Annotated in this window: 22 protein-coding genes and 1 pseudogene; 17 read left to right on the top strand and 6 right to left on the bottom strand. The window is 72.1% G+C overall.

Annotation, left to right across the window (positions count from 1 at the left end; translation table 11 throughout):
* Window positions 1-10 precede the first annotated feature (10 nt).
* On the bottom strand, window positions 11-850 hold the full coding sequence (locus ACWD10_RS34785) for an NAD(P)H-binding protein (protein ID WP_451097683.1): 840 nt from the start codon (window positions 848-850) through the stop codon (window positions 11-13).
* A 3-nt stretch (window positions 851-853) separates the two neighbouring features.
* Complete coding sequence (locus ACWD10_RS34790) at window positions 854-1,288, bottom strand: SnoaL/DnrD family polyketide biosynthesis methyl ester cyclase (protein WP_451097684.1); 435 nt, start codon at window positions 1,286-1,288, stop codon at window positions 854-856.
* A gap of 403 nt (window positions 1,289-1,691) precedes the next feature.
* Between ACWD10_RS34790 and ACWD10_RS34795 the strand changes: the two genes are divergently transcribed.
* Window positions 1,692-2,567, top strand: coding sequence for a class I SAM-dependent methyltransferase (locus ACWD10_RS34795; protein WP_451097705.1), 876 nt, complete (start codon window positions 1,692-1,694; stop codon window positions 2,565-2,567).
* A 74-nt stretch (window positions 2,568-2,641) separates the two neighbouring features.
* On the opposite strand, the gene ACWD10_RS34800 is transcribed toward ACWD10_RS34795, so the two are convergent.
* Window positions 2,642-3,421, bottom strand: coding sequence for an SDR family NAD(P)-dependent oxidoreductase (locus ACWD10_RS34800; protein ID WP_451097685.1), 780 nt, complete (start codon window positions 3,419-3,421; stop codon window positions 2,642-2,644).
* A 7-nt stretch (window positions 3,422-3,428) separates the two neighbouring features.
* On the bottom strand, window positions 3,429-4,505 hold the full coding sequence (locus tag ACWD10_RS34805) for a serine hydrolase domain-containing protein (protein ID WP_451097686.1): 1,077 nt from the start codon (window positions 4,503-4,505) through the stop codon (window positions 3,429-3,431).
* 226 nt (window positions 4,506-4,731) lie between these two features.
* On the opposite strand from ACWD10_RS34805, the gene ACWD10_RS34810 reads away from it, so the two are divergent.
* The 8 genes and pseudogenes from ACWD10_RS34810 (at window position 4,732) to ACWD10_RS34845 (ending at window position 14,138) form a co-directional block, all read left to right on the top strand.
* The gene (locus tag ACWD10_RS34810; RefSeq protein ID WP_451097687.1) at window positions 4,732-6,366 is read left to right on the top strand and encodes a class I adenylate-forming enzyme family protein; all 1,635 of its coding nucleotides are present in this window, start codon (window positions 4,732-4,734) and stop codon (window positions 6,364-6,366) included.
* An 83-nt stretch (window positions 6,367-6,449) separates the two neighbouring features.
* Window positions 6,450-6,800: an antibiotic biosynthesis monooxygenase family protein gene (locus tag ACWD10_RS34815; protein WP_451097688.1), complete on the top strand. Its 351-nt coding sequence runs from the start codon at window positions 6,450-6,452 to the stop codon at window positions 6,798-6,800.
* Window positions 6,790-8,772, top strand: coding sequence for an FAD-dependent oxidoreductase (locus ACWD10_RS34820; RefSeq protein ID WP_451097689.1), 1,983 nt, complete (start codon window positions 6,790-6,792; stop codon window positions 8,770-8,772). Before ACWD10_RS34815 ends, ACWD10_RS34820 begins: the two co-directional genes overlap by 11 nt.
* 96 nt (window positions 8,773-8,868) lie before the next feature.
* The gene (locus ACWD10_RS34825) at window positions 8,869-9,825 is read left to right on the top strand and encodes an aromatase/cyclase (RefSeq protein ID WP_451097690.1); all 957 of its coding nucleotides are present in this window, start codon (window positions 8,869-8,871) and stop codon (window positions 9,823-9,825) included.
* Entirely contained in the window at window positions 9,822-11,693 is a 1,872-nt protein-coding gene (locus ACWD10_RS34830) for an acyl-CoA dehydrogenase (protein ID WP_451097691.1), read from the top strand. The genes ACWD10_RS34825 and ACWD10_RS34830 overlap by 4 nt, the downstream gene beginning before the upstream one ends.
* A 33-nt stretch (window positions 11,694-11,726) precedes the next feature.
* On the top strand, window positions 11,727-12,599 hold the full coding sequence (locus ACWD10_RS34835; protein ID WP_451097692.1) for a 4'-phosphopantetheinyl transferase family protein: 873 nt from the start codon (window positions 11,727-11,729) through the stop codon (window positions 12,597-12,599).
* A 344-nt stretch (window positions 12,600-12,943) separates the two neighbouring features.
* Window positions 12,944-13,426, top strand: a pseudogene (locus tag ACWD10_RS34840) (hemerythrin domain-containing protein); the annotation flags it as partial.
* 172 nt (window positions 13,427-13,598) lie between these two features.
* A complete protein-coding gene (locus ACWD10_RS34845; RefSeq protein WP_451097693.1) occupies window positions 13,599-14,138 on the top strand; it encodes a GNAT family N-acetyltransferase in 540 nt (179 codons plus the stop codon).
* Window positions 14,139-14,151: 13 nt separating this feature from the next.
* On the opposite strand, the gene ACWD10_RS34850 is transcribed toward ACWD10_RS34845, so the two are convergent.
* A complete protein-coding gene (locus ACWD10_RS34850; protein ID WP_451097694.1) occupies window positions 14,152-14,961 on the bottom strand; it encodes a helix-turn-helix domain-containing protein in 810 nt (269 codons plus the stop codon).
* Between the two features lie 49 nt (window positions 14,962-15,010).
* Here ACWD10_RS34850 and ACWD10_RS34855 point away from each other — a divergent pair, with 49 nt between their 5' ends.
* The 3 genes from ACWD10_RS34855 to ACWD10_RS34865 all read left to right on the top strand — a co-directional run bounded on the left by ACWD10_RS34855 (window position 15,011) and on the right by ACWD10_RS34865 (window position 20,473).
* Entirely contained in the window at window positions 15,011-15,409 is a 399-nt protein-coding gene (locus tag ACWD10_RS34855; RefSeq protein ID WP_451097695.1) for a cupin domain-containing protein, read from the top strand.
* Window positions 15,410-15,545: 136 nt separating this feature from the next.
* Complete coding sequence (locus tag ACWD10_RS34860) at window positions 15,546-15,695, top strand: hypothetical protein (protein WP_451097696.1); 150 nt, start codon at window positions 15,546-15,548, stop codon at window positions 15,693-15,695.
* A gap of 149 nt (window positions 15,696-15,844) precedes the next feature.
* The gene (locus ACWD10_RS34865) at window positions 15,845-20,473 is read left to right on the top strand and encodes a condensation domain-containing protein (protein ID WP_451097697.1); all 4,629 of its coding nucleotides are present in this window, start codon (window positions 15,845-15,847) and stop codon (window positions 20,471-20,473) included.
* Here ACWD10_RS34865 and ACWD10_RS34870 read toward each other — a convergent pair.
* Window positions 20,434-21,051 (bottom strand): cysteine hydrolase family protein, encoded by a 618-nt coding sequence (locus ACWD10_RS34870; RefSeq protein WP_451097698.1) that lies wholly within the window; start codon window positions 21,049-21,051, stop codon window positions 20,434-20,436. The genes ACWD10_RS34865 and ACWD10_RS34870 overlap by 40 nt on opposite strands.
* Window positions 21,052-21,223: 172 nt before the next feature.
* On the opposite strand from ACWD10_RS34870, the gene ACWD10_RS34875 reads away from it, so the two are divergent.
* The 5 genes from ACWD10_RS34875 to ACWD10_RS34895 all read left to right on the top strand — a co-directional run.
* On the top strand, window positions 21,224-22,204 hold the full coding sequence (locus ACWD10_RS34875; protein WP_451097699.1) for a GlxA family transcriptional regulator: 981 nt from the start codon (window positions 21,224-21,226) through the stop codon (window positions 22,202-22,204).
* Window positions 22,205-22,469: 265 nt separating this feature from the next.
* Window positions 22,470-23,693 (top strand): methionine adenosyltransferase, encoded by a 1,224-nt coding sequence (gene metK / locus ACWD10_RS34880; protein WP_451097700.1) that lies wholly within the window; start codon window positions 22,470-22,472, stop codon window positions 23,691-23,693.
* Between the two features lie 207 nt (window positions 23,694-23,900).
* Window positions 23,901-24,905, top strand: a complete 1,005-nt coding sequence (locus ACWD10_RS34885) for a carbohydrate kinase family protein (protein ID WP_451097701.1) — start codon at window positions 23,901-23,903, stop codon at window positions 24,903-24,905.
* Window positions 24,902-25,879, top strand: coding sequence for a methylenetetrahydrofolate reductase [NAD(P)H] (gene metF, locus ACWD10_RS34890; RefSeq protein ID WP_451097702.1), 978 nt, complete (start codon window positions 24,902-24,904; stop codon window positions 25,877-25,879). Before ACWD10_RS34885 ends, metF begins: the two co-directional genes overlap by 4 nt.
* The coding region (locus ACWD10_RS34895) for an adenosylhomocysteinase (protein WP_451097703.1) at window positions 25,860-26,749 on the top strand (890 nt) is incomplete at its 3' end. The genes metF and ACWD10_RS34895, both read left to right, overlap by 20 nt.

Here is a 26,749-nt window from a genome sequence, read left to right on the forward strand (position 1 = left end):
TCTCGTCCCCTCACTGGAACAGCGCCGCGTTCGCGGCGGCCCACTCGCGGAACGGGCGCGGGGCCCGGCCCGTCAGTTCGCGTACGGCCGTGGACGGCTTGCCCCACGGCACCTCGGGGCTGTGCAGCGCGGCCACGTTGGAGACGGCGGCGGGCCGGTCCCCGGTGATGCCCGCGAAGACCTCCACGACTTCCTCCCGCGGCGCCACCGAGAAGTCGAGCTCCCTGCCGAGGACTTCGCCGAGGATGCGCGCCTGCTCCTCGGAGGTGAGCACCTCCTCGCCGGTCAGGACGTACGTCTTGCCCCGGTGCCCGTCCTGCGTGAGCGTCACGACGGCCGCCGACGCGATGTCGTATTCGTCGATCGGGGCGCCCGGGTTGTTGCCGATCCAGCAGCGCACCGAGGACGACTCACGGACCGTCTTGATCCACCACGAGGTGTTGGCGTGGAACGGGCCCGGCCGCAGGAACGTGGTGGCGACCCCGGTCTCGGTGAGCGCCTCCTCGGCGGCCCGGTGCTCGTCCGCAATGCCGTGCGGCAGCGGGTGCAGGAGGCTCGCCGAGGACAGGAACACCAGGTGCTCCACGTCGGCGGCGGCCGCCGCGGCGGCGACGTTGCGCGCCTCGCCGGGCACATCGCCGGAGAGCACCACCAGGGCCGACTCGACCCCCTTGAACGCCACGGCAAGGGACTCCGGGTCCCCGGGGCTGCCCGCCACGACCTCGACGCCCTCGGGCAGGTTTGCCTCCTCGGGCTTACGGCTCAACGCCCGCACCCGGCGGCCGAGTCCGACGAGCTGCTCGACCGCCTCCCGGCCCACCTTGCCGGTCGCTCCGGTTACGAGAATCATCGGTCACTTCCTCCAGCCGTCGGGCTCGGGCCACGGGGAGCCGAGCTGCCGGTATGTGCCCTGGTAGTCGGGCCAGTCGCGGTGGTCGCGGATCTTCCCGTCGACCATCTTGATGAGGTGGATCTGCTCGCCGGAGAAGCGCCGGCCGGTCGGGGCCATGCCGACCAGGTCGCCGACGTGGCGGCCGTACAGGACGAGGTTGGCGCGCACCCAGTCGCCGCGCTCCTCGATGAGGACCTCCTCCAGATGCGCCTCCTCGGAGAACGTCATCCGCAGCCACTTGACGGCCATCGCGAAGGACTCCGGACCGCGCAGGTCCATGTGCTCCATGGTGGCGGGGTTCAGGTACTCGGGGTGGATGTACTCGGCGACGTCATCGGTCTTGCCGGTGTTGTACGCCTCCACCATCCGGCGCACCGCCGGTATGTGACTGCTCATCGCATGTCGTCCCTTCACGGGTGTCTGCAGGTTGCGGGCAGTGGGGAATCGGCGGCCAGTGTGTCCGGTGCCGGGCGGGACCCGGAAGCGGAGCACAGCCCTCGTCGACCGGGTCTCGAACCAGCCTCCACCGCGCTCCGTGGCGGGCCGCGCAGGATGGGGCGGACCTCTCGAATCCGTCGACAGCCCCGCTAGGTCCTGTCGTCAGACTCCCGTCGTCGCCCGGAGGGCGGCCGCGCGGCGTCTGGTGCGTGCGATCGCAAAGCGCCGGATGGTCCTCGTAGCGGCGCTACGCGGGCCTTCCGGCAACGCCGCGAGCGTGCGTGCCAGGCGTCGCGCGGCAGGCGGGAGTCTGACGACAGGGCCTAGGCGTCGACAGCCCGCTAAGGAGCCGGAGTTGACCGTGGACACCGCGACCGCGACCGCGACGTACAAAACGAAAGTCACCGCAGCCTTCAACTCGGCGGCGGCGGCCTACGACCGGCTCGGCGTCGAGTTCTTCACGCCCATGGGCCGGCGCCTGGTGGAGCTGGCCGAGCCGCGGCCCGGCCAGCGGCTGCTCGACGTCGGCTGCGGCCTGGGCGCCACGCTGCTGCCCGCGGCGCGCCTGGTCGGCAAGGACGGGCACGCCCTGGGCATCGACATCGCGGAGGCGATGGTCGAGGAGGCCCGGCAGGAGGCCGAACGGCAGGGCATCGGCGGCCGCGTCGAGCTGCGCGTCATGGACGGCGAGCACCCGGACCTCCCCGCCCGCTCCTTCGACCTGGTGCTCGGCAGCTACAGCGTGATCTTTCTGCCGGACGCGCGGGCCGCGCTCGCTCGTTACGCCGGTCTGCTGCGCGACGGCGGCCGGATCGCCTTCACAAGCCCGGTGTTCACGCGGGACACGTTCCCGTTCCTGCCGCCGATGTTCACCGAGCTGATCCCGCTGTCGCTGCTCGAGTACCTGCCCGAGTCGTGGCACCCGGAGCAGCTCCACCGCCAGCTGCACTCCTGGCTCGAGGACCCTGCGGACCTACGGTCGGCCCTGGAGAAAGCCGGGTTCGAGGACGTCCAGGTCGTCGACGAGCCGGTCGAGATGACCGCGGCGAGCGGTGCCGACTGGGTCACCTGGTCCCACACGCAGGGTATGCGGCTGCTGTGGCAGCACCTTCCGCAGGCCGAGTCCGATGCCCTGAAGGACCGCCTCATCACGGCTCTCGACGCGAAGCGCGGCGCGGACGGCGTGATCCGGATCGAGGTGCCGGTGCGGTATGTGACGGCCCGGGTGGCGCGTTAAGAGCCGGTCAGGACGCGCGAATTGGGGGTCCGGGGCTGAGCCCCGGACCCCCTTCTGCCGGGTACGGCGGTGCCTCACGTCACCGAAAGCGCCCCGTCCACCGCGAGCACCGTGCCGTTCGCGTACGCCGCCTCCGGGCGGGTCAGTTGCACGATCCACCAGGCGACGTCCTCCGGGCGGCCGACGCGGCCCGCGGGGATGCGCTCGGCCATCTGCCCGAGGAACGCCTCGTACGCCTCCGGCGGCATCCCCGCCCGTACGCCCACGCCCGTGTTGACGACGCCGGGTGCGATGCCCACGGAGCGGATGCCGCGCGGCGCGAGTTCCACCGCCCAGGTGCGGGTGAGGAAGTCGAGCGCCGCCTTGGCCATGCCGTACACGGAGTTCTCCGGCCAGGCGCGCAGCCCGAGCGAGCCCGCCGAGCTGACGTTCACGACGGTGCCGCCGGTCGCCTCCAGGGCGTCCAGGGCCCGCTGGGTCAGGAACAGCGGTCCGGTCAGGTTGGTGCCGAGCTGCGCCTGGACCACGGCGCGGTCGAGGCCGTCGAGGGCGGCGAAGCCGGTGACGGCCGCGTTGTTGACCAGGATGTCGAGGCGGCCGAACGCGCTCAGGGCCGTCTCGACGATCAGTTCGGGTGCCGCCTCGTCCGTCAGGTCGGCGGCGAGTACGCGGATCCGGTCGTCGTACCCGTCCGCGGTCGCGGCGGTCTCGTTCAAGGTGGCCTCGCTGCGGCCCACGACCAGGACGTGCGCCCCGTCGTCCGCGAAGGCCCGTGCGGTGGCGGCGCCGATGCCGGTGCCGCCACCGGTGACGATCACGGCCCGCGTGACGTCGTCCTTCTCGTACGTCGTCATCGCAACCTCAAGAGCAGAGCGCGATGTTGACGCCGCGGATGACGGCCTGCTCGGCCTCCGGGCCGAAGTCCTTGTCGCCGATGGTGAACGACAGCTGGACGCGGGCGTTCAGATCGCGGGTGGTGGCCGCGAAGGTGGCGTAGCCGGGGATGCCCGCGCCGTGGCCCCACAGGTCCAGGTCCAGGTCGTTCTCCAGCTTCATGATGCCTAGGCCGTAGCCGATGCCCATCGGCAGGTCCTTGATCATCTCGGGCGGCAGCGGCGTGGTCATCTCGGTGAACTCCGGCTCGTTCAGGAGCTGTCCGCTGAACAGCGCCTTGAAGAACGTGTCCAGGTCCTTGGTGGTCGAGATGATCTCGCCCGCGCAGCCGGCCTCCGACGGGTTCATCAGGGTGACGTCCTCGGCCTTGCCGCCGATCTGCATGTAGCCGCGGGCGTGCGGCTCCGGGATGTTCGGGTCGTCGCCCGGGAGCACCGTCTCGGTCAGGCCGAGCGGGTTCAGGACCCGGTCGGTGATCTCATCGCGGTACGAGCGGCCGGTGACCTCCTTGATCAGCAGGCCGATGACGAAGTAGTTCGTGTTGCAGTAGGCGAACTCGGTGCCCGGCTCGAACTCCAGTGGCCTGGCAGCCGCGATGGCGATCAGGTCCTCCGGCTCGTAGTGCTTGTACCGCTCGTTCAGGAAGCGGTCGCCCGGCTTCTGGAACGAGTCCATGTAGTTGTAAAGCCCGCTGGTGTGCTGCAGCAGATTACGGATCTTGATCTTCTCGCCGTAGGGCAGCAGGCCCGGCAGATAGCTCTCCACGGTCCGGTCGAGCTCGATCTTGCCCTCGGCGACGAGCTGCAGGACCACCACGGACACGAACGGCTTCGTGATGCAGGAGATACGGAAGCGCCCGTCCTCCGGGACGGGACGGTCGGTGCCCAGCTCGGCGATGCCGGAGGTCACGACGAACGCCTCGTCCCCCCGGGCGACCCGGAACTGCACGCCGGCGGCGCCGGCCTCCACGAGCCGGTCCGCGGCGCCCTGCACTGCCTCCTGAAGGGCCGAGACCTTCGGCCGGGCGACGGTCGTCTGCGTCATGTCGGGAATCCCCCATCGGGTGCCGGTTCGGTGCGTACGACTGTGGTGCGTACGGAGAAGAAACCTGGCCGGTCCGGATCGAGCGGCACCCGGGTACTGGTCGAGCGGGCCGCTGCGCGGCTTGTTCTGTGGCCGGATTCGAGCGGACCTCGACGGCTCTTCGAGAGACGCCAACCAGCGTGAGAGCACCCACCAGTTCTGTAGTTGCCTCCGGAGGAGGTCAGGCGTGCCCGAATTCACGTTTCCGGAACTGCCGTTGGACGGACTGCTGCGCCGGGCCGCCGTCCGGGACCCCGACGGCGCGGCCGTCACCACCGAGCGCGGTGCCGTGTCGTACGCGGCGCTCGACGCCCGAGCCGACCGGGTCGCCGCCTGGCTGCGCTCCGCCACCGAGGGCCGCGACGGCGTGCGGGTCGGCGTCACTCAGGTGCTCGACCCGGACTTCGCCGCCCTCTACTACGGCACCGCCCGCAGCCGCAGCACCGTCACCCTGGTCAACCCGCTGCTGCGCGAGGCCGCGTTGCGGTACGTGTTCCACGCCGCCCGGATCGAGATCGCGTTCGTGCCGACGGCCATCGCGGAGGTGCTCACCAAGCTCCGGGACCAGCTGCCCGCGCTGCGTACCCTCGTCGTCACCGACGCGGACGACGGGGTCGTACCGGCCGACGCGGTCCCGCTGCACCTCGCGCTCGACTCCGTCCCCGACGGGGTGCCCGCGGCCTCGGGCACCGTCGACCTCGGCGCGGTGGCCTGTGTGCAGTTCACCACCGGCACCACGGGCCGCCCCAAGGGCGTTCGGCTCACCCACCGGAACCTGGTCGCCAACGCCCACCAGATCGCCCTCGCGCACGACCTGGGACCGGACTCGGTGACCGTGAACCACCTGCCGCTGTACCACGTCATGCACCTCAACTCGGCGGTCTGCGCGGGGACTTCGCAGCTCCTGTGCCGCGACCCCGATCCGCTGGCCCCGCTCGGCCTGGCCGCCCGTACCGGTGCCACCCACCTCTACGGCCTGCCCGCCCGGCTGCACCGCCTCGCCGCCGACCCGCGCCTGGACACGCCCCACCCCGGCGTCCCCGCGGGCCCCGCGCTGCGGGCCGTGCTTTCCGGCGGCACCGCCCTCGCCCCGGCCGCCGCCGAACGCCTGCAGCGGGCGCTCGGGGTGCCCGTCATCCAGGGGTACGGGCTCTGTGAGCTCTCCCCGCTCTCGCACAACCAGCGGCTCGACGACATCCCCGTACGCGGCGCCGTCGGCCTGCCGCTGCCCGGCACCGAATGCCGCATCGTGCACCCGGAGACCCGGGCCCCGGTGCCGGTCTGGTCCGGCGGAGAGGTGCAGGTGCGCGGGCCGCAGGTGATGGCCGGCTACCTGGAGTCCGACCCGGCAGCCGCAGAGCCGTCCCGGATCGACGCCGACGGCTGGTTCTCCACCGGTGACGTCGGCTACCTCAACGTGGACGGCGTGCTGTACCTCGTCGACCGGCTCGACGACATGTTCAAGTACGACAACGAACTCGTCTCGCCCACCACCGTCGAGCGCGCCCTCGCCGAGGACCCCCGCGTCGCCGAGTGCGTGGTCGTCGGCTGGCCCGACTCCGTGCACGGGGCGGTGGTGTGGGCGGGCATCGTCCTGGCCGACCCACCGCCCGGCGAGCCGTACCCGCAACTCGACGTGCTCGACACCCTCGACGCCATCGCTGACCGCGCCAACGAACAGCTCGGCCCGCACGAGCGGATCCGCCGCGTCGAGTCCCTCGACGCCGTGCCCCGCACGCCTACCGGCAAGCCCGAACGGCGGCTGCTGCGCAGGCAGTTGCGGGAACGATCCGAGGCGGAGACGGCGGCTGCCGGAGTCTGATCCGGGCTGCGTTCTTCCCACCTCCCCACCCCAGCGTTCTCCCTGGTCTCCCACCCCAAGTACCCCTAAGCAGGAGGCACCTCATGGTCACATTCGTCAACAAGCTGACCGTCCATGGCGATCACGACGCCTTTCTCGCCGTACGCGACCGGCTCACCGCCTTTATGACAAGCAGGCCCGGCTACGTCAGCCACCAGCAGCTCCGCGGCCTCGGTCCAGGGCCCGACCCGGTGCACCTGGAGATTGCCGTGTGGGAGAGCGCGGAGGCACACCGCGCGGCCGTCACGAGCGAGGAGTTCCAGTCGATCGTGCGGGACCTGAAGCCGCTGGTGAGCGCCGAGCCGGGGATGTACGAGGACGAGCGGCAGCCCGCGCTCGCCGGTGCGGGCGCGGTGGCGAGCGTGGCGGCACCGGGGCGCGTCCGTGTCGGCTGACCGCAGGCAGCCCGCCGTCCTGGTCGTGGGCGCGGGCCCCGTCGGCCTGACCGCCGCCCACGAACTCGCCCGCAGGGGCGTCCCCGTACGCCTCGTCGACGCTGCCGAGGGCCCCGCCCGCACCAGCCGCGCCGTCGCCGTGCACCCGCGCACCCTGGAGACCCTCGACCAGATGGGCACGGTCGGGCCGGTGCTCCGGCACGGCCGCCACAACCGGGCGTTCACGATGTTCGCGGGCGGCCGCCGCCGGGTCCGCCTGGAGGCCGACTACGCGTCGATGCCGACCCGCTTCCCGTACACCGTGATCATCGAACAGGCCAGCACCGAGGCAGTGTTGCGCGCCGCCGTCGCCCGGCTCGGCGTCGAGGTCGAATGGGGCGTGCGCCTGACCGGCCTTGACCAGGACGCGACGGGCGTACGAGCCGCGCTGCGGCATGCCGACGGCACCGAGGAGCGGTACGCCGTGCCGTGGCTGATCGGCTGCGACGGCGGGCACAGCACCGTACGCAAACAGCTCGGCCTCCCGCTGCTCGGCGAGAGCCGCGAGACCTGGATGCTCGCGGATGCCCCGGTCCGCACCGAGCTGCCGCCCGACAGCATCTACTGGGTGCACACCGGCGGCCACGCGCTGATGATGGTGCCGTACGCGAGGGACGGCCACTGGCGGCTCCTGGACACGGCGCCTGCCTGTGGCGCTGCGGGCAGTCGTGCCGCTGGGGCGGCACGGGTGGGCGCAGCGGCACCCCCGCGCTGGGCAGGCGACCGAAGCGGTGACCCCGGCCCCGGCCCCGGCCCCGGCCTCGGCCCCGGCTCGGACTCAGGCCTGGAAGCGGCCCCCGGCGAGCCGGACCCCACAGGCGCCGCCGGGCAGTTCGCGGCCAAGCTGTCCACCGGGCTCGGCCACGAGGTGCGGGTCGGCGAGCCCGAGTGGAGCTCCGTCTTCACGTTCCAGCAGCGCATGGTGGAGCGGATGCACGAGGGCCGGGTATTCGTCGCGGGCGACGCCGCCCATGTGCACAGCCCCGCCTCCGGGCAGGGCATGAACACCGGCATCCAGGAGGCGTACAACCTCGCCTGGAAACTCGCCATGGTCGAACAGGGCCACGCCGGACGGGAGTTGCTCGACAGCTACGGCGCCGAGCGGGTGCCGGTCGGCGAGGCGCTGCTCGGCTCGACGCGCACCGCGACCTTCCTGGTCCAGTTCAAGAACGCGCTCGCCTCGGTGGCCCTGCCGGTCGTCCTCTCGGTCGTACGGGCGGTGCGTCCGCTGCGCCGCGCGGTGCAGCGCAAGGTACTCGGCGGCATGTCGGGGCTCCGCCTGCACTACGCCAAGAGCCCGCTGACCACGCCGGAGCGCCCGGAGCCGGTGCCGGTGGTGACGCCCGACGGTGCGACCGTCGTCCTGCCCGGACGACGGCTCCACGTACCGGCCCCGGGCGAGCGCGTGGCCACCGCCACGGCGCTGCGGCCCGACGCGCCGGGCCCGCTGGCGTTCGCCGCCGAACTGCGCGATCCGCGCTGGACGCTCCTGGTCGCGGCCGCTGCCCATGGTCCCGCCGACACCCCGGCGCGCACCGCGCGGCGTGCGGCGGCCCGGTACGGGGCGTGGCTTTCGGTGCGCACGGTCTGCGGGGACGGTGATGGTGTGGCCGCGGAACAGGTGGGTCCGCACCCGCTGCCCGACCCCGACGGGGCGCTGTGCCGGGCGCTCGGCCTGGAGCCGGGTGGCTGGGCACTGATCCGGCCCGACGGGTATCTCGCCGCACACGGCACCCTGTTGACCCGGCACGCCCTCGACGAGGCGCTGCTGCCGGTGCACCCGGTGGAGCCGCCGCGGACGGGTCCCGGTGGGGCCGAGGCGTCCGGTGTGCCGGATGTGGCGTCCCTCGAGCGGGGCTCGTCCGGGCATCGAGCGGTTCAGGACACCGTCGGAACCACCGTTGGCGCTCCGCGCGCGGAGCGGACCCCCTAGGGGGTGTCTCCCACGGCACGGCCAGGTAGCAGCCGTGCCCGCACGGCACCCGCAGGTGCCGCGCCCCCGTGCCCCGTACCGAGAGAGGTAGCCGAGATGTCCGCAGAGCGAGTGCACCGCACGAAGCACGAGGTGAACGTGGCCGCGCCCGCGGGCGTGGTCTACGGTCTGATCTCCGACGCCGTCCAGTGGCCACTGTTCTTCCCGCCCAACGTCCATGTCGAGCGCCTGGAGTTCGACGGCGAGCGGGAGCGCCTGCGCATGTGGGCCACCGCCAACGGCCAGGTCAAGTCCTGGACGTCGCGCCGGGTCCTGGACGCCGACCGGCGCGTGGTCGAGTTCCGCCAGGAGCTGCCCGCCAAGCCGCTGCAGTCCATGGGCGGCACCTGGATCGTGGAACCCCTCGGCGCCGACCGCTCCCGTCTGACGCTCCTGCACGACTTCACCGTGGCCGACGACAACCCCGACGACGTGGCCTGGGTGGAGCGCGCCACCGACACCAACAGCCGCTCCGAGCTGGAGAATCTGCGGGTGCTCGCCGAGCGCTGGGCGCACCTCGACGACCTGGTGATGTCCTTCGAGGACTCCGTGCGGGTCAACGGCCCGGCCGAGCTGGTCTACGACTTCCTGTACCGGGTCGGCGACTGGCCCGAGCTCGTGCCGCACGTCTCCCGGCTCGACCTGACCGAGGACGAGCCCGGCGTCCAGGTGATGGCCATGGACACGGTCACCGCCGACGGCTCCACGCACACCACCGAGTCGGTGCGGGTCTGCTTCCCGCACGCCGGCCGGATCGTCTACAAACAGACCGCCACGCCGCTCCTGATGACCGCGCACACCGGCGAATGGTCGGTGGTCTCCGACGAGACCGGGGTAACCGTCACCTCGCAGCACAGCGTGGTGCTCCGCGAGGAGAACATCGAGCGCGTGCTCGGCGAGGGCGCCGACGTCGCCCGCGCCCGCGGCTATGTGCGTGAGGCCCTGGGCCGCAACAGCACGGCGACCCTCCAGCTCGCGAAGAAGCACGCGGAGAGCGCGGTCCGGGTCCTGTGACGACGACGCTCACCGACCCGTCCGGGCCACCCACGGCTCCCTCGGAGACGTCCGGGCACGGTACGCCCGCGTACGGCGCCCCCGGGTACGACGCCCCCGGGTACGACGCCCCCGGGTACGACGCCCCCGGGTACGACGCCCCCGGCGGTCCACACGGCACCGGGGCCGAACGCGCCGCCCGCCTGGAGGAGTTGCTCGGCGACCCCGAGGACCCGTACAACCCGCACGGGCACCGCGCGCTGCTCGCCGCCGACGACCGGCGCGAGGTGCCCGTGGTCACCGAGGAACTGCTCACCCGCGCCGGGTTGAGCGCCGAGTTCGTCCCCGCGGAGCTCGGCGGGTGGCTCACCCGGCCCGATGTACTCGCCCGGGTCCTTCGCCCCGTCTTCCGGCGCGACGTGGCCCTCGGCTTCGGCTACGGCATCACCTCGCTGTTCGGCGCCTCCGCCGTCTGGGCGGCCGGCGACGAGCGGCAGCGCGCCTGGACGGCCCGGCGGCTGCTCGACGCCGGCCGGGTGCCGATCCTGCACCACGAACTCGCCCACGCCAACGCGATCCTGCGCGACGAGTTCAGCGCCAGCCCCGCACGTGGAGGCTTCGAGGACGGCTTCGTACTCGACGGCCGCAAAGACGTCGTCATCAACGCCGACCGCGCGAACGCGTTCGTCATGTACGCCCGCACGGCGGCCACGGCCGGCCCACGAAGCCACTCCGTGCTGCTGCTCGATCCCGAGCGGCTGCCGCCCGGCGGCCAGCGTCGGCTGCCGCGCGTCCACACGCCAGGGATGCGCGGCAGCCGGTTCTCCGGCCTGGAGTTCACCGACTGTCACGTGCCCGCCGACACCCTCGTCGGGGAGCTCGGCGACGGCATCCCGCTGGCCCTGCGCACCTACCAGGTCAACCGCTGCCTCATCCCCGGCACGGTGATCGCCGGGGTGGACAGCGTGCTGCGGTTCGCGGTGCGCGCCGCCACCGAGGGGCGGGCCGGGCAGCAGCCGCCGCGCCGCTGGCACAGCGTGCTCGCGGGCGTCTTCGCGGACCTCCTGGCCGCCGACAGCATGGCGGTCACGTCGCTGCGGGCGCTGAGCCTGCTGCCCGACAGCTCCCATCTCTCCGCCGCCGCCGTGAAGTTGACGGTCCCGGACCTGCTCCGCGAGGACCTGGAGGAGCTCTCCACGGTGCTCGGCGCCCGCGGCTACGACCGCGGCCCGCGCTACGGCGGCTTCCAGAAGCTCGTCCGCGACCTGCCAGTGGCGGGCCTCGGGCACGCGGGCGCCGCGGCCTGCCAGGCGGTCCTCGTCCCGCAACTGCGCACCCTGGCCCACCACTCCTGGTTCCGCACGGACGAGCCTCCGGACCGCCTCTTCCTGCCGACGGCACCGCTCCCGTCCTTCGACTACCGGCGCCTGACGCTCACGGGCAGCGAGGATCTCCTGGCGGCTTCCCTGGTCGGTGCCGTGGAACGCCTCGGGCGGCTGCGCTCCGCGGGACCGGTCCGGGCGGCGCTCGCCGACCTCGCGGAGGCGTTCGTGCAGGAGCTGCGCGCGCTGCGCGAACAGTGCGGCGCACTCCCCGGGACCGACCGGGCCGCGCTCGTCGACCCGCGCGCCTGCGCCCTCGCCGACCGGTACGCCCTCGTCCTCGCGGCCGCCGCGTGCCTGGGCGTCTGGCATGGCCAGGACGGCACGGACTCCTTTCTCGCCGCCCCGGCCTGGCCGGTGCTCGCGCTCTCCCGCATCGGCCGCCGCCTGGGCGTTCCGGTGCCCGAAATCCCGGACGGCGTCCAGGAGTCCGTCCTGGCGGAGGTGCTCGACCGGTACCGCGAGGGCCGCAGCTTCGACCTGTACGACACCCGGCTCGCCGGCTAGCTGAGAACCGGATAACTGAGAAGGGGACACCTGATGGAACCGCGGGAGGCGTTGGACACCCAGGACACCCTGGACACCCGGGAGACCCTGGAAGAGACGTCCCTGAGCATCAGCACCCCCCTCCACGTTCCGCGCCCGGACGGCCCCTGGCCTGGCGTGCACGAGAACCTGACGGACCTCGGCAACGCGGTGGTCTACACGACGTGGGGCGAGTGGCTGCCCGCCGCGCTCACCCACCCCGGCCTGCGCAGCCTCCTCGGCCGCGACTGGATCCGCTACCGCCGCACCCCGGACCCCACGGTCCGCTACCGCTTCCTCGCGGCCCGCCTCCTGGTCAAGTACACGGCGGCAGCGGCCCTCAGGGTCCGCCCCGAGTCCCTGGACTTGGCGTACCGCCTGGGCGGCCGCCCGTACTTGAGGGGCTTCGACCAGCTGGACGTCAGCCTGACGCACACGGGCGACCTCCTGGCCGTGGGCCTCAGCCGCAAGGGCCGTATCGGCGTCGACGCGGAACCGGCGGACCGCCGCATGCGCTTCGACCTCCTCCAGGAACAGATGTGCATCCCCCCGGAGGCAGCCGAACTGGCCCACCTCCCGCAGCCGGAACAGACCGCGGAAACCCTCCGCCTCTGGACCCTGAAGGAGGCCTACACCAAGGCTCTCGGCCAGGGCATGCGCCTCGGCTTCACGGAATTCGGCTTCGGCCTCCGCAGCGGCCGCCTCCTCGCCCCCGACGGCACATCGGCCTCCCGCGGCGAATGGTCCTTCACGACCCACCCGGCCCTGGGCCACTACCTCCTGAGCGTCGCCGCCCACGACACGGGCCTCGACCCGTCCCGCGACACCTCGGCCCGCACGATGCTGGACCCGGGCTTCATGGCGACCATGGCGGCAACCCGGCGTTGACAGACCCTGGGCCGGGTGCGTGTAATGGGCCCCGGTGTCGCGTGGTGCCGACCAAAGAGCAGTGGGCCGGTCGGTGACTGGGCGAGCACCCTTCACTCAGGGAGTACGCCATGAGTTCAAGCTCTGCGCCCTGCACATGACGTAACGCATCGCCCGTACGTCATCTTGTTTTCTCTCTCCGCACTTCGTGCCGTCCGTGTGCCTTGCCCGACGGCGTCTCCAACCGCGTTCGCCCCCGATCCGCGATCCGCGATCCGCGATCCGCGATCCGCGATCCGTGGGCTGTGGTCTGTGCGGATTCACTGCGTTTTCCGGAGGGTCACACCCGTATGCCCACGTCTTCGCCCCGCGATGTCTTCACCCTTGCCGACAAACTCCTGGAGGTTCACACCTGGCTGCGTGGCCAGTTGACGCAAGTGAAGGCGGAGGTCGATGCCCACTTCGCCGTACGCGCGGCGCACCAGGGCCCCGGCGAGCCACCGGCCCCGGGGCTCGGGCTGCAGATCCGTCAGCGGTGTCTGGAGTTCTGTCAGGCCCTGGAGTTCCACCACACCAGTGAGGACCGGCACCTGTTTCCCGGCATCGCGCGCTATCACCCCGAGTTGACGGAGGTTTTCGACCGGCTCGGTGCCGAACACCGTACGGTCGCACGCATCCAGAGCGAACTCGTTGCCCTCCTCGCGGACATCAGCATCTCCGAACCGGAGCGTTTCCGCGCCGAGTTGGAAAAGATGTCGACGGAGCTGAACGCACATCTCGACTACGAGGAGGAGTCGATTCTTCCTCTCCTGGCCGAGGTTCCCTGGCCGCCGACTCCTCCCGCGACCGGTACGGAACCCGGCTCTGCCACCGAAGATCACCGGGTGCAGAATGACCCGTATGCCGAGCCAGAGCCCGAGTCCGATAAATTCGCCGATTCCGTCAACTCCGCCGACTCCACCCGCTCCGCCGACTCCGCGGAGGGCGACGAGCGATGACGCCCGGCTGATCAGCCGCACCTTGGCCCGTGCCTTCGACGACGACCCGATGATGCGCTGGTTCTTCCCCGACGACGCCTCGCGCGCGTCGGGGCTGAGCCGCTACTTCGCCACGATCTTCACGCGGCAGTACGTCCACCACGCCGTCTGCGAGCACACGGAGTCGGCGGCGGCGTTCTGGGTACCGCCGGCGGCCCAGGCCAAGGCCATTCCGGACGCGGAGACGGTTCAGGAGCTCCAGAACATTCTCGGCGACCGGGCCCCGCTGTTCCGGGACACCGTCAAGATGGCCGCCCAGCACACACCCCAGGAGCCGCACTGGTCCCTGGCGGTGGTCGGCGCCGACCCCGCCGCCCAGGGGCAGGGGCACGGTGCTGCCCTGCTGCGCTCGGGGCTTGCCCAGGCCGACGCCGCGGGTCTGCCTACGTGTCTCGAGTCGTCCAAGGCGTCCAACCTCCCGTTCTACGAGCACTTCGGCTTCACCGTGCGCGAGGAGCTGCAACTGCCCGGGGACGGGCCGAAGTTGTGGACGATGCGGCGGGAGGCGCGCGGTCGTCGGTGACCTCAGCCACCCCCTATCGCAGGGAGGCGTAGCGGGCGGGGGTGGTGCCCAGGTGGCGGGTGAAGTGGCGGTTCAGGTGGGCCTGGTCGTAGAAGCCGACGGCCGTGGCGACTTCGGCCGGGCGTAGGCCGTCGAGGAGGAGGCGGCGGGCCCGGTCGATGCGGCGGCCGGTGAGGTACGTGTGCGGGGGCAGGCGGTACGTCTGCTTGAAGCAGCGGATCAGGTGGGTGGGGTGGGCCTGGAGGATCGCCGCTGCTTCGTCCAGGGAGATCCCGATGGGGATACGGGCGTCGAGGAGTTCGCGTAGTGCGGCCGCCAGCCGTCCCGCCTCGCGGCCCGGCGTCCGTGCCTCCGCCGCGGCGTGCAGGTGGAACAGCAGTCGCTCCCGTACGAAGGCTAGGCGGGACTCCGCCTCGAACGCGTCGCCCGGACTGCCGAGGGCCGTGTGCAATTGGTGGATACGGCGGTGGAGCAGCGGGTCTCCGTGGACCGGGCCGTCCACCGCGGCTCCGGCCCAACGCTCCGGCAGGACACGCGTATCGAGATAGAGCACGCGCTTGCGGAACCCCGACGGGTTCACGGTCTTCCCGTCGTGCGGAACGCCGGGCGGCAGCAGTACGACTGTGCCCGCTCCGGCGGCGCCGTGGCGGTGGCGGTCGAGGGCGAAATCGACCGACCCGTCGTCGAGGATCATCAGGTCCCAGGTGTCGTGGGTGTGGACCGGGTACGCGTGATCGGTGAAGTGGGCGTGGAACACCTCGGCGATCCCTGGAACCGTCGGACGCCACGCACGGATCTGGGGCCGGGGCCGCTCGCTCGTCATGTCAGGAACGTACAAGATCTGTCGTGGGCGGTGGAGGGACGCTCGTGCCATGGACAAGAGCACTGGTCGCAAGACGAATAGGCCCACCACCTCAGCCGTGAACCTTGCCGACAAGCTCGCGCGGTTCAGCGAGCTATGGACGCAGAAGAAGATCGCCGACCTCAACGACTACGAGGTCAAACTCGCCAAGCTCGAGGGCGAGTTCGTCTGGCACTCGCACGAGGAGACCGATGAGCTGTTTCTCGCGCTGAGCGGTCGGCTGACCATTCGGCTCCGGGACGGGGACGTCGTACTCGGACCGGGGGAGCTCTTCGTCGTCCCGCGCGGGGTCGAACACTGTCCCGTGGCCGACGAGGAGACCGCCATTCTGCTCCTCGAACCGGAGGGGACCCTCAACACGGGCGACGCGGGCGGGGGCATGACCAAGCCCGCCGAGCCCCTGGACTGATGGACCGACCTCGACGGGGGGACGGGGGTCCGTCCGGATGCCCTGGAGTGCCGGTGGAGCGGGGGCGGTTGGTGGGGGTCGCGTCGGTACGGTGCCCAGGTCCGGTCAGCGGGCTGGTTACGTGAGGAGGCACGGTATGACGGAGGCGAGTACCGGCATCGGGCGGGCCGTGGCGGCGCGCGGGCCGACGTCCTTGGTGCGGGCGGTGCCGCGGGTCGGTGCGGGTGTGCGGCTGTTTCTCGTCGGGGCGGACGCCCTTGCGCGGGCCGGGATCCGGGCGCTGTAGCCATTTACGCCTTCGAGGCCGGATTGCGCTGATGACGCGTGACAGCGCCACGTCAGCGGTCCCAGGCAGCCTCGTGCCGGGTGCGGACTGCCGAGGAGGAGTGCGCCCATGGCCGGGTACATCCTTCGGATGCGATGCAGGAGACAGCGATGACCATGCTTCAGAACTCAGGCGTGCCGCAACCGGCCCCGGCCACCGGACCCGAGGCGGCCAGGGAGGCCCGACTGCCGCTCACCGAGGACCAGTTGGGCCTGCTCCTTCGCCACCGCGCCGACCCGGCCGCGTCCCCGTACAACGTGCCGCTCGCCGTCGACCTGCGCGGTCCCTTCGACTCCGACGCGCTGCAGACCGCCCTCGCCCGGCTCGTCGCCCGGCACCCGCTGCTCTCCGCCCGCGTCACCGACCCCGCCGACGACACCAACGGGGACGGGCGGCCGTATCTGCGGCTGGGCCCGACCCGCGTACCGCGCCTCGAACGGCGCACCGCGGCGCTCCGTGACCGCGACGGTGAGTTTCCGGCCCGGGCCCTGATCGCCGACGCCCGGCAGGAGCTCGACCTGGAGCGCGACGGCGCCCTTCGCGCCGTGCTCATCGGGCACGGCCCCGACCACCACACCCTCCTGCTCGTCGTCCACCAGCTCGTCGTCGACGGCGAGTCCACCGCCCTGCTCCTCGCCGACCTGCTCGCCGCGTACGAGTACGGGGACGTGCCCGGGCCCGCCCCGGCCGACTACGGCGACTACGTGGCCGCCCGTGCCCGCGAGGCCGACAAGGACCCCGCCGCCGCCGAGGCGTACTGGTGCGAGCGGCTCGACGGTGCCGACCTGACCGTGGACTTCCCGCTCGACGTACCCGCCGCGGAGAGCGCCGCCCCCCGTGAGGCGGCCGTGCCGCTCGCCCTCGACGCCGAGCTGTGGTCCGAGGTCACCGCGTTCTCGCGGGCCCACCGAGCCGGGGCCGCCGCCGTGCTGCTCGCCGCCTACCTGAAGGCCCTCGGCAGCTACGGCCGACAGTCCGCGCCCACCGTCGGCGTGCCCCTCGGCACCCGCACCGACCCGCGCTTCGACCGCACCGTCGGCCATTTCGTCCGCACCCTCCTGGTGCGCGCACCCGGCCAGGAGGACCGTACCGCCGCCGAGTACGTCACCGCCGTACAGACCGAACTAGCCCGTGCCGTGGACAACTCACGGCTGCCGTACCAGCGGATCGCCAGGCTTGCACCGGGCACGGCGAATCGGATCCCCTTCAACTGCGCGTTTCTCCTGCACAGTTGGGACGACACTGCCGCCACCGCCACCGAGGGCGTCATGCTGCGTGGCGGGCTGCGCGCCCACTGGCGCCGGGACGTGCCCACGCCCGGACTCGGCCTGCTCACCCTGGAGTTGTACGAGGGCCAGGGCACCCTGCACGGGTACCTCAAGTACGACGCGGCGCGGATCGAGCCCGCGACGGCCGAGGCGTTCACCGAGCATGTCACCACGCTCGCCGGGCAGTTGGTGCGACACCCGAAGGCGCCCGTGACCGAGCTCGACGGGCTCGGGCCGCACGCCCGCACCACCCTCGACCACCTCAACGCCACCGACCACCCGCACCCGGACACCGACATCGACACGCTCCTGCGCGAACGCGTCGTGGCCCAAGGCCTCGAGGGCGACTCGACGGCCGCCCCCGCGGCCCGGGCCCACCGCCCCGGCAACCGCTCCCCTCTTGCCCCCGTACAACGCTGGTTCTTCCGGCACATCAAGACCGATCCGCAGCAGTGGAACCAGTCGGTGCTGCTCGAGCTCAACCGGCCCGTCGACCCGGCGCTCCTGCGGCTCGCGCTGCAGGCCGTGGTCCGGGCGCACCCCGCGCTGTCCGCCCGATTCGAGGGCGAGGGCGACCCCGAGGCGCGGGCCATGGTCGACGCGGTCCCTTTTGCCGCGTACGCGCCCCGCGACGTCCTCTGGGAGCGCGACACCGCCGGCCACGCTGAACTCGACCAGGTCATGGAAGAGGTGGAGCGCAGTCTCGACCCGCTCGCCGGAGTGAACGTGCGGGCGCTGCTCGCGCACGACCGGCGCACCGACGCCGCCGCGCAGCGCCCGGCAGCCGCAGTCCATCTCCTCATCGCCGTCCACCACTTGGTCGTCGACGGGGTGTCCTGGCGGATCCTGCTCGAGGACCTGGAGCATGCGCTCGGTTCGCTCGCCGACGGTGCCCTGCCCGCGCTGCCCGACGAGGCCTGCCGCTATCGGGACTGGGTGGCCGCGCTGCCCGCCACCGCCGCGCGGCCCGGCGAGGCCGACTACTGGCGGCGCCTGGCCGCCGCCCGCACCGAGGCCCAGACGCTGCTTCTGACCGAGCCCGCGCCCGACGAACAGCACATCCGCCGCGTCGAGTTCTCCCTCGACCCGAACGCCACGGCCCGGCTGATCGGACCGCTGCCGCGCCGGCTCGGGCTGCAGGTGCACCAGGTGATGACCGGTGCGTTCGCGCAGGCCCTGGCCCGCTGGCGGGGCAGCCGCGCCGTCACCTTCGACGTGGCGACGCACGGGCGGCACGGCCGCGACGACCTGTACCGCACCGTCGGCTGGTTCACCTCCATCCACCCCGTCGTGCTCGCCGCCGACCGCGCCGCGCACCCCGAGCAGTACCTCGCCCAGATCGGCGCGGACCTGACCGGCGTGCCCGAGGGCGGCGTCGGCTTCGGGGCCTGCCGCGAGTTCGCCGCCGACCGGGAGCTGCGCACCCTGCTGCGGGAGCTGCCGCCCGCGCTCGTCTGCTTCAACTACTACGGCAAGGCCGACCAGTTGAGCCCCGGCGGTGGCTTTACCCTGTCCGGACGCCCCGTTCCGCGCGAGCACTCGGCGCGCTGCGAGCGGGTCTACGGCATCGAGGCGTACGGCATCGTCCACGGCGGCCGCCTGCGCATGGGCCTGACCTGGGTGCCGAGCCCCGCAGACGGCGTGCACGAGGCGGGCGTCGAGGCGCTCGTGGAGCAGATGGGCTGGGTGCTCGCCACGCTCGCGGGCGCCGACCCGGCCACCGTCGCCCCCGCCGAGATCGCCACCCCGGGCTCCGGCACGTCCGCCAGAAGTCCGGCCGTGCCGGTACCCGGCGCCGCCGCGCTGCCGGGTATGTCCGCCCTGCTGCCCGACGGCGGCACCAACGCGTCCGATGGCACTGCCTCCGCAGACGGCACCGACTCCGCAGGCGGCACCGACTCCGCCGACGGCGCGGCGGACAGCCTGGTGACCGTCCCCGTAACCCCCCAGCAGCACGGCCTGCTGCTCGACGCGCTCGCCCACCGCGGCACCGGCCGCTATGTGGAGCAGCGGTTCTGGCGCTGGCACGGGCCCCTCGACATCCGCCGGTTCATCGCCGCCTGGCAGTCCGTCTTCGACCGCGAGACCGTCCTGCGCGCCGCCTTCGACTGGGACGAAGAGCCTTGCCTCGTCCTGCACGAGCATGTCGCCGCCGAGGTCGTACGCCACTCCGCGGGCACCGTCGACTGGGACGAGCTGCGCGAACGAGACCGGTTGCGCGGCTTCGACCTGCACCGCCCCGGCCTGCTCCGGATCGCCGTCGTCGACGACCCAGCCACCCCCGAGTCGTACGGCCCCGATATGTACACCTCCCAATCCTCCGGCGCCGAGGCCAAGGCGTCGGCCCGCATCTTGCTCACCTTCCACCACGTCCTGCTCGACGGCTGGAGCGTCTCCATCCTGCTCCAGGAGTTCTACCGGGCCTACCTCGCCGACGGCGCCCTGCCCGGCGGCGAGCGCCGCCCCGACATCCGGGACTACGCCACCTGGCTCGCCGACCAGGACACCGGCCCCGCCCGCGAGTTCTGGTCCGGCGCCGTGCCGTCCGTCGCCCCCGCCGTACGGCCCGCCGTGCCCGGACCCGCGACCGGCGAGCGCGGCCCGGGGCGGGCCGAGGTGCGGCTCGGGCCCGCCGAGGCCGACCGGCTGCGCGCCTGGGCCGCGGCCCGCGCCGCCACCGAGTCCAGCGCCCTGCAGGCCGTATGGGCGCTGCTCCTGTACCGCGCGAGCGGAGCCGCAGGACCCGCCCCGGTCGGCTTCGGCGTCACGGTCTCCGGCCGCGGCATCGGGCTGGACGCGGTGGAACGCCTCCCGGGCCTCCTGATGAACTCGTTGCCGATGACCCTCCAGGTCGACCCGGAGGCCCCGCTCACCGCGCTGCTCACCCAACTCCGCGACCAGGCCCTGGACATGGCCGCGTACGAATGGGTGTCGACCGGCCAGATCCACGAGTGGAGCGGCCGCAGGGCGGGCGAGAAACTCGTGGAGAGCCTCATCGTCTTCGAGAACTACCCGCGTACGTCCGACGGCCTGGAGGGTGCGCTCGCCGCGCGCGGCATCCGCGTCGAACCCCCCGGCTCCGCGGGCGCGCAGACCGCGTTCCCGGTCACGCTGCTCGCCTACCGGGACGTCGACGGCGACCTCGTACTCGCCGCCGTACACGACCGCGAGCGGCTCTCCGACACCGACGCCACCCAACTCGTCAGCGCATGCGCCCGGTTGCTGCGCACCCTTTCCGGCGATGCGTCCGGCCTCTCCGACGGCGGCGCCGACGCCACCACTACCACCACCACGGTCGCCGACGTACTCGACACCATCACCGACGCCGACCTGCCACGGATGGCGGACCCGCCCGCGCCGCCCACCGGACCGAGCGGCCCACCGAACGGCCCACGGAACGGCCCACCGAACGAGGTTGACCCGCTCCCTTGTCAGGCGAGTGACTTCTCGGAGGGCACGACGACTCCGTAACGGTCGGCGATCGTGGCGAGCGCGCCGAGATGGATCTGCTCGGCGGAGACGGCGGTTCCGGCCGCCTCCAGGGGCCGGGTGGCGCAGGCGTCGGCGACGACGGTGGGGGTGTAGCCGCGTAGGAAGGCGCCCTCGGCGGTGAAGGTGACGCACATGTTGGTCATGAACCCGGCGATGATGACGTTCTCGCGACCGGTGGCCTTGAGCTTGTCCTCGAGGTCGGTGTGGTGAAAGGAGTTCGGGGCGGCGGTCTTGACCACGACCGTCTCCCCGTCGAGCGGGGCCACGGCCGGGTGGATGGCGCCGATCTCCGCGCGTACGTCGTACGGAGTGCCGGGGCCTGCGTCGTGCGCGACGTGGATGACCGGCGTCCCGGCGGCACGCGCGCGGTCGAGCAGTGTCGCCGCCGCGTCGAGCGCGGCCTCCCAGCCCGTCAGCTCCATCACGCCCCGGGTGTACGTGTTCTGGAAGTCGACCATGATCAACGTGGCGTCGGCGAGGGTCGCCGGGGTGTCGTCGAGGCCGCTGAGCTTCCGCAGGGTCGTCGCAGGCGTCGTTGTAGGCGTCGTGGCAGGCATGAAAGGGCCCTCCTCGGGTGGGAGTCAAGGAATTCAAGAGGGTCAGGTCACTGGGCGACCGCCTCGTGTGCCACGCTATGAGCCCCCCGACGTGTCCGCCAGGTCATGCAACCTGCAGATACGGACATCGGGCGAGGGGAGGGGCAGCGAGCCAAGAAGAGAGGAGCCGGACGTGGAACGGCTGATCGTCATCGTGCTCTTCGACGGCGTCGATCTGCTCGACGTCACCGGGCCTCCGGAGGTGTTCGCGCTCACCCAGCGCGAGAGGGACACCGCCACCGGCTACCGCGTCGTGCTCGCGGCCGAGGCCCTCGACCCCGTACGCACCTCCGCCGGGGTGCGCGTGCTGCCCGACCTCACCTTCGAGGACGTCGCCGAGAGCCGTATCGACACCCTCATCGTGCCCGGCTCCGTGCGCGTCGACGGGCACCGCCGGGTGACCGCCCTTGCCCATGAGCATGTGGTCGAGCGTGTACGGGAGCTGGCCGCCACCACCCGGCGGGTCACCTCTGTCTGCGTCGGCGCCCACATCCTGGCCGCCGCCGGGCTGCTCGACGGACGCCGCGCGACCACGCACTGGTCGACCGCCGCTCAGCTCGCCGCCGACCACCCGGACGTCACGGTCGACGCGGACCCGATCTTCATCCGGGACGGCGACGTGTGGACCGGCGCCGGGATCAGCTCGTGTCTCGACCTCGCCCTGGCCCTGGTCGCCGACGACTTCGGGGAGCAGCTCGCTCTGCGGATCGCCCGTCAGCTTGTTATGTATCTCAAGCGGCCCAGTGGGCAGAGCCAGTTCAGCGTGCCGCTCGAGCCCGTCTCCACCACCCGCCGCGTGGAAGAGCTGCGCCATTTCATCGCCCAGAACCTGCACCGGTCCCTGACCATCCCCGAGCTGGCCGAGCACGCCCACGTCAGCGAGCGGCAGCTCACCCGCGTCTTCCGGGCCGAACTCGGCATGACCCCCGCCACCTACATCGAGTCCGCGCGCGTCGAACGCGCCCGCCACCAGCTGGAGTCCACCGACGCCACCCTGGAACGGATCGCCTCCGCCTGCGGGTTCAACACGACCGACACCCTGGTCCGCGCGTTCCGCCGGAAGCTCAACACCACGCCGACCGAGTACCGGAACGGTTTCCGGTACTCCCGTTAGTCGGCTGTTGTCAGCCCTAGTCAGCATTCCCCGGTTCCGGCGGGGCACAAGTCTCAGGCAAGCCGATCCGGCAACAGTGGGCGGAAGGGGGTGGCGGGTTCGAACCCCGGTCAGCCAACGACACGTATATCCGGATACATCGGGTCAGCCGCAGCGACCGAAGCGACTGAAGCGACCGAACTCTCGACAAACGGAACCGAAATCTCCACCTCCACCTCCACTCGCCCGCCTGCCCGCCTGCCCGCCCCAACGAACCTGGAGAGCCATGACCCGCCGCCTGTTCACCTCGGAGTCCGTCACCGAGGGGCACCCCGACAAGATCGCCGACCAGATCAGCGACACCATTCTCGACGCGCTCCTCGCCCAGGACCCGGCCTCGCGCGTCGCCGTCGAGACGCTGATCACCACCGGTCAGGTGCACGTCGCGGGCGAGGTGACCACCAAGGCGTACGCGGACATCGCGACCCTGGTCCGCGAGAAGGTCCTGGAGATCGGCTACGACGCGTCGGACAAGGGCTTCGACGGCGCCTCCTGTGGCGTTTCCGTCTCCATCGGTGCGCAGTCGCCGGACATCGCGCAGGGTGTCGACACGGCGTACGAGAAGCGGGTGGAAGGCGCCACGGCAGGCGAGGAAGGTGACGAGTTGGACAAACAGGGCGCGGGCGACCAGGGCCTGATGTTCGGTTACGCCACCAACGAGACGCCGAGCCTGATGCCGCTGCCGATCGACCTCGCCCACCGGCTCTCGCGCCGCCTGACCGAGGTCCGCAAGGACGGCACCGTTCCCTACCTGCGCCCGGACGGCAAGACCCAGGTCACCATCGAGTACCAGGGCAGCCGCCCGGTCCGGCTCGACACGGTCGTGGTCTCCTCGCAGCACGCCCCGGACATCGGTCTCGACTCGCTGCTCGCGCCCGACCTGCGCGAGCACGTCGTGCAGTACGTCCTCGACGGGCTCGCGCAGGACGGCATCAAGCTGGAGACCGAGGGCTACCGGCTCCTGGTCAACCCCACCGGACGGTTCGAGATCGGCGGCCCGATGGGGGACGCGGGCCTCACCGGCCGCAAGATCATCATCGATACGTACGGCGGCATGGCCCGGCACGGCGGCGGCGCCTTCTCCGGCAAGGACCCGTCCAAGGTGGACCGTTCGGCCGCGTACGCCACGCGCTGGGTCGCCAAGAATGTCGTCGCCGCGGGGCTCGCGGACCGCTGCGAGGTCCAGGTCGCGTACGCCATCGGGAAGGCCGAGCCGGTCGGCCTGTTCGTGGAGACCTTCGGCACCGCCGCCGTCCCGCAGGCCGACATCGAGCGGGCCATCGGCGAGGTCTTCGACCTCCGCCCGGCCGCGATCATCCGCGATCTCGACCTGCTCCGTCCGATCTACGCGCAGACCGCCGCCTACGGCCACTTCGGCCGCGAACTGCCCGACTTCACCTGGGAGAACACCGACCGCGCCGCCCGGCTGAAGGCCGCGGTCGGCCGCTGAGGCCGGAGGCGGTCAGCCGCTGAGGCCGAAGGCAAGCCCGACCGCGGTCGGGCTTCGGGGCTGAAACTGCCGCCTCCGGGGCCGAAAGAGGCCCTATAGACCGACCGGCCTGCCACCAGGTAGGCCTACTGGCTGGCCTACCGACCAGCCGACCGGCCGACCGGCCTCTGATTCGGCTTGGCTTACGCCCTCGACGGGAGTGCTTACGTGCGTATAGCGGTGTCCGGCTCGATCGCCACCGACCATCTGACGGTGTTTCCCGGCAGATTCACGGACCAGTTGATCCCCGATCAACTGGACCATGTCTCCTTGTCGTTCCTCGTCGACGACCTCGAAATACGCCGCGGCGGTGTCGCCGCCAACATCGCCTTCGGCCTCGGCGGCCTCGGCCTCACCCCGCTCCTCATCGGCGCGGTCGGCACCGACTTCGGGCCGTACGAGCTGTGGCTCAAGGAGCACGGCGTCGACACCGGCGGCGTCCTGGTCTCCGACGAGCGGCAGACCGCCCGGTTCATGTGCACCACCGACCGGGACGCCAACCAGATCGCCGCGTTCTACGCGGGCGCCATGGCCGAGGCGCGCGACATCGACCTCACGGCCCTGCCCGGCAGCGGCCCCGCCCCCGCCCCCGAACTGGTGCTCATCGCGCCGAACGACCCCGAGGCGATGCTCCGGCACACCCGCCAGTGCCGGGAGCTCGGCATCCCGTTCGCCGCCGACCCCTCGCAGCAGCTCGCCCGCCTCGACGGCGCGCAGGTGCGGGACCTCGTGGACGGCGCCCGCTGGCTGTTCACCAACGAGTACGAGGCCGCGCTGCTCCGCGAACGCACCGGCTGGACCCGCGACGACGTCCTGGCCCGGGTCGGCACCTGGGTCACCACGCTCGGAGAGCAGGGCGTCCGCACCGAACGCGCCGACGGCACCGCCTTCACGGTCCCCGCCGTACCGGACGTTCCGGTCACCGACCCGACCGGCGTCGGCGACGCGTTCCGGGCCGGGTTCCTCGCCGCCATCGCCCGGGGCCTCGCGCCGACGGTCGCGGCCCGGCTCGGCTGCGCGGTCGCGGCCGAGGCGATCCGCACGGTCGGTTCCCAGTCGTACGAGGCCACGCCGGAGCGGCTGCTCGCCAACCTGACGGCGGCGTACGGAGCGGAAGCGGCCGCGGAGCTCGAGCCGCACCTGCCAGCGCGCGATGGAGAGGACGCCGCATGACACCCGCACCCGCGACACCCGAGCCAGCGACACCCGAGCCAGCGACACCAACGTTCTCCTTCGAGTTCTTCCCGCCGAAGACCGAGGCGGGCGAGCGCACCCTGTGGCGTGCCGTGCGCCGCGTGGAGGCGCTGCGCCCCGACTTCGTCTCCGTCACCTACGGCGCGGGCGGCTCGTCCCGGGACCGCACCGTCGCCCTCACGCGCGGCATCGCCGCCGAGACGACGCTGCGCCCGGTCGCCCACCTCACGGCCGTCGGACACTCGGTCGCCGAGCTGCGGCACATCATCGGGCAGTACGCGGACGCCGGGATCCGGGACGTCCTGGCGCTCCGCGGCGACCCGCCCGGCGACCCGCTCGGCCCCTGGACCCCGCACCCCCAGGGCTTCACGCACGCGTACGAACTGGTCGAACTCGTCCGCTCCCTGGGCGAGTTCACCATCGGCGTGGCCGCGTTCCCGGAGCGGCACCCGCGCTCGTCCGACTGGGACTCGGACATCCGGCACTTCGTCGCCAAGTGCCGTGCGGGCGCCGACTACGCCGTCACGCAGATGTTCTTCCACGTCGAGGACTATCTGCGGCTGAGGGACCGGGTCGCGGCCGCGGGCTGCGACATTCCGGTCATCCCGGAGATCATGCCCGCCACGGACGTACGCCAGATCCGCCGCTTCGCCGAACTCTCCCAGGCCGCCTTCCCGGAGGACTTGGCCGCGCGCCTGGAGGCCGCCCGCGACCGGCCGGAGGACGGCCACCGCATCGGCGTCGAGTACGCCACCGCCATGGCCGAGCGGCTGCTCGCCGAGGGCGCGCCCGGGCTGCACTACATCACGCTCAACAAGTCCACCGCGACGACGGAGATCCACCGCAACGTCCTCGGCTCCGTGCCGCTCACGCACACCCGGGACACCCCGTACGTACCGAACAGCAGGAATGAACCGAAGAAAAGGAGCGCCCATGCCCTCGCCCAAGGCTGACTTCACGGACTACAAGGTCGCCGACATCTCCCTGGCCGAGTTCGGCCGCAAGGAGATCACGCTCGCCGAGCATGAGATGCCCGGTCTGATGGCGATCCGCCGGGAGTACGCCGAGGCGCGGCCGCTGGCCGGTGCGCGCATCACCGGCTCGCTGCACATGACGGTGCAGACGGCCGTGTTGATCGAGACCCTGGTGGCCCTGGGCGCCGAGGTCCGCTGGGTCTCCTGCAACATCTTCTCCACCCAGGACCACGCCGCCGCCGCGATCGCCGCCGCTGGCATACCGGTCTTCGCGTGGAAGGGCGAGACTCTGGAGGAGTACTGGTGGTGCACGGAGCAGGCGCTGACCTGGCCCGGCCACGCGGGCCCGAACATGATCCTGGACGACGGCGGTGACGCCACCCTCCTGGTCCACAAGGGCGTCGAGTACCAGAAGGCGGGCGCCGTGCCGGACCCGTCGACCTCCGACAACGAGGAGTTCCGCGTCGTCCTGGGCCTGTTGGGCCGCTCCACCATCGACTGGGCGGCCCTGGCCGACGGCATCCGTGGGGTGACGGAGGAGACCACGACGGGTGTGCACCGTCTGTACGAGATGCACCGCGAGGGCTCGCTCCTCTTCCCCGCGATCAATGTGAATGACGCGGTGACGAAGTCGAAGTTCGACAACAAGTACGGCTGCCGCCATTCGCTGGTGGATGGCATCAACCGCGCCACGGACGTCCTGATCGGCGGCAAGACCGCGGTCGTGTGCGGCTACGGGGATGTCGGCAAGGGGTGTGCGGAGTCGCTGCGCGGCCAGGGTGCCCGCGTGATCGTGACGGAGATCGACCCGATCTGCGCGCTGCAGGCGGCGATGGACGGCTACCAGGT

This window comes from Streptomyces sp. NPDC002851, assembly GCF_053591935.1.

Bases quoted from the DNA above. Each gene is read 5' to 3' on its own strand.
- ACWD10_RS34855 (WP_451097695.1), top strand. From the start codon at position 15,011: ATGGACAAGAGCACTGGTCGCAAGACGAATAGGCCCACCACCTCAGCC.
- ACWD10_RS34805 (WP_451097686.1), bottom strand. From the start codon at position 4,505: ATGACGCAGACGACCGTCGCCCGGCCGAAGGTCTCGGCCCTTCAGGAG.
- ACWD10_RS34870 (WP_451097698.1), bottom strand. From the start codon at position 21,051: ATGCCTGCCACGACGCCTACAACGACGCCTGCGACGACCCTGCGGAAG.
- ACWD10_RS34800 (WP_451097685.1), bottom strand. From the start codon at position 3,421: ATGACGACGTACGAGAAGGACGACGTCACGCGGGCCGTGATCGTCACC.
- ACWD10_RS34825 (WP_451097690.1), top strand. From the start codon at position 8,869: ATGTCCGCAGAGCGAGTGCACCGCACGAAGCACGAGGTGAACGTGGCC.
- ACWD10_RS34850 (WP_451097694.1), bottom strand. From the start codon at position 14,961: ATGACGAGCGAGCGGCCCCGGCCCCAGATCCGTGCGTGGCGTCCGACG.
- ACWD10_RS34835 (WP_451097692.1), top strand. From the start codon at position 11,727: ATGGAACCGCGGGAGGCGTTGGACACCCAGGACACCCTGGACACCCGG.
- ACWD10_RS34815 (WP_451097688.1), top strand. From the start codon at position 6,450: ATGGTCACATTCGTCAACAAGCTGACCGTCCATGGCGATCACGACGCC.
- ACWD10_RS34785 (WP_451097683.1), bottom strand. From the start codon at position 850: ATGATTCTCGTAACCGGAGCGACCGGCAAGGTGGGCCGGGAGGCGGTC.
- ACWD10_RS34790 (WP_451097684.1), bottom strand. From the start codon at position 1,288: ATGAGCAGTCACATACCGGCGGTGCGCCGGATGGTGGAGGCGTACAAC.
- metK (WP_451097700.1), top strand. From the start codon at position 22,470: ATGACCCGCCGCCTGTTCACCTCGGAGTCCGTCACCGAGGGGCACCCC.
- metF (WP_451097702.1), top strand. From the start codon at position 24,902: ATGACACCCGCACCCGCGACACCCGAGCCAGCGACACCCGAGCCAGCG.
- ACWD10_RS34865 (WP_451097697.1), top strand. From the start codon at position 15,845: ATGACCATGCTTCAGAACTCAGGCGTGCCGCAACCGGCCCCGGCCACC.
- ACWD10_RS34860 (WP_451097696.1), top strand. From the start codon at position 15,546: ATGACGGAGGCGAGTACCGGCATCGGGCGGGCCGTGGCGGCGCGCGGG.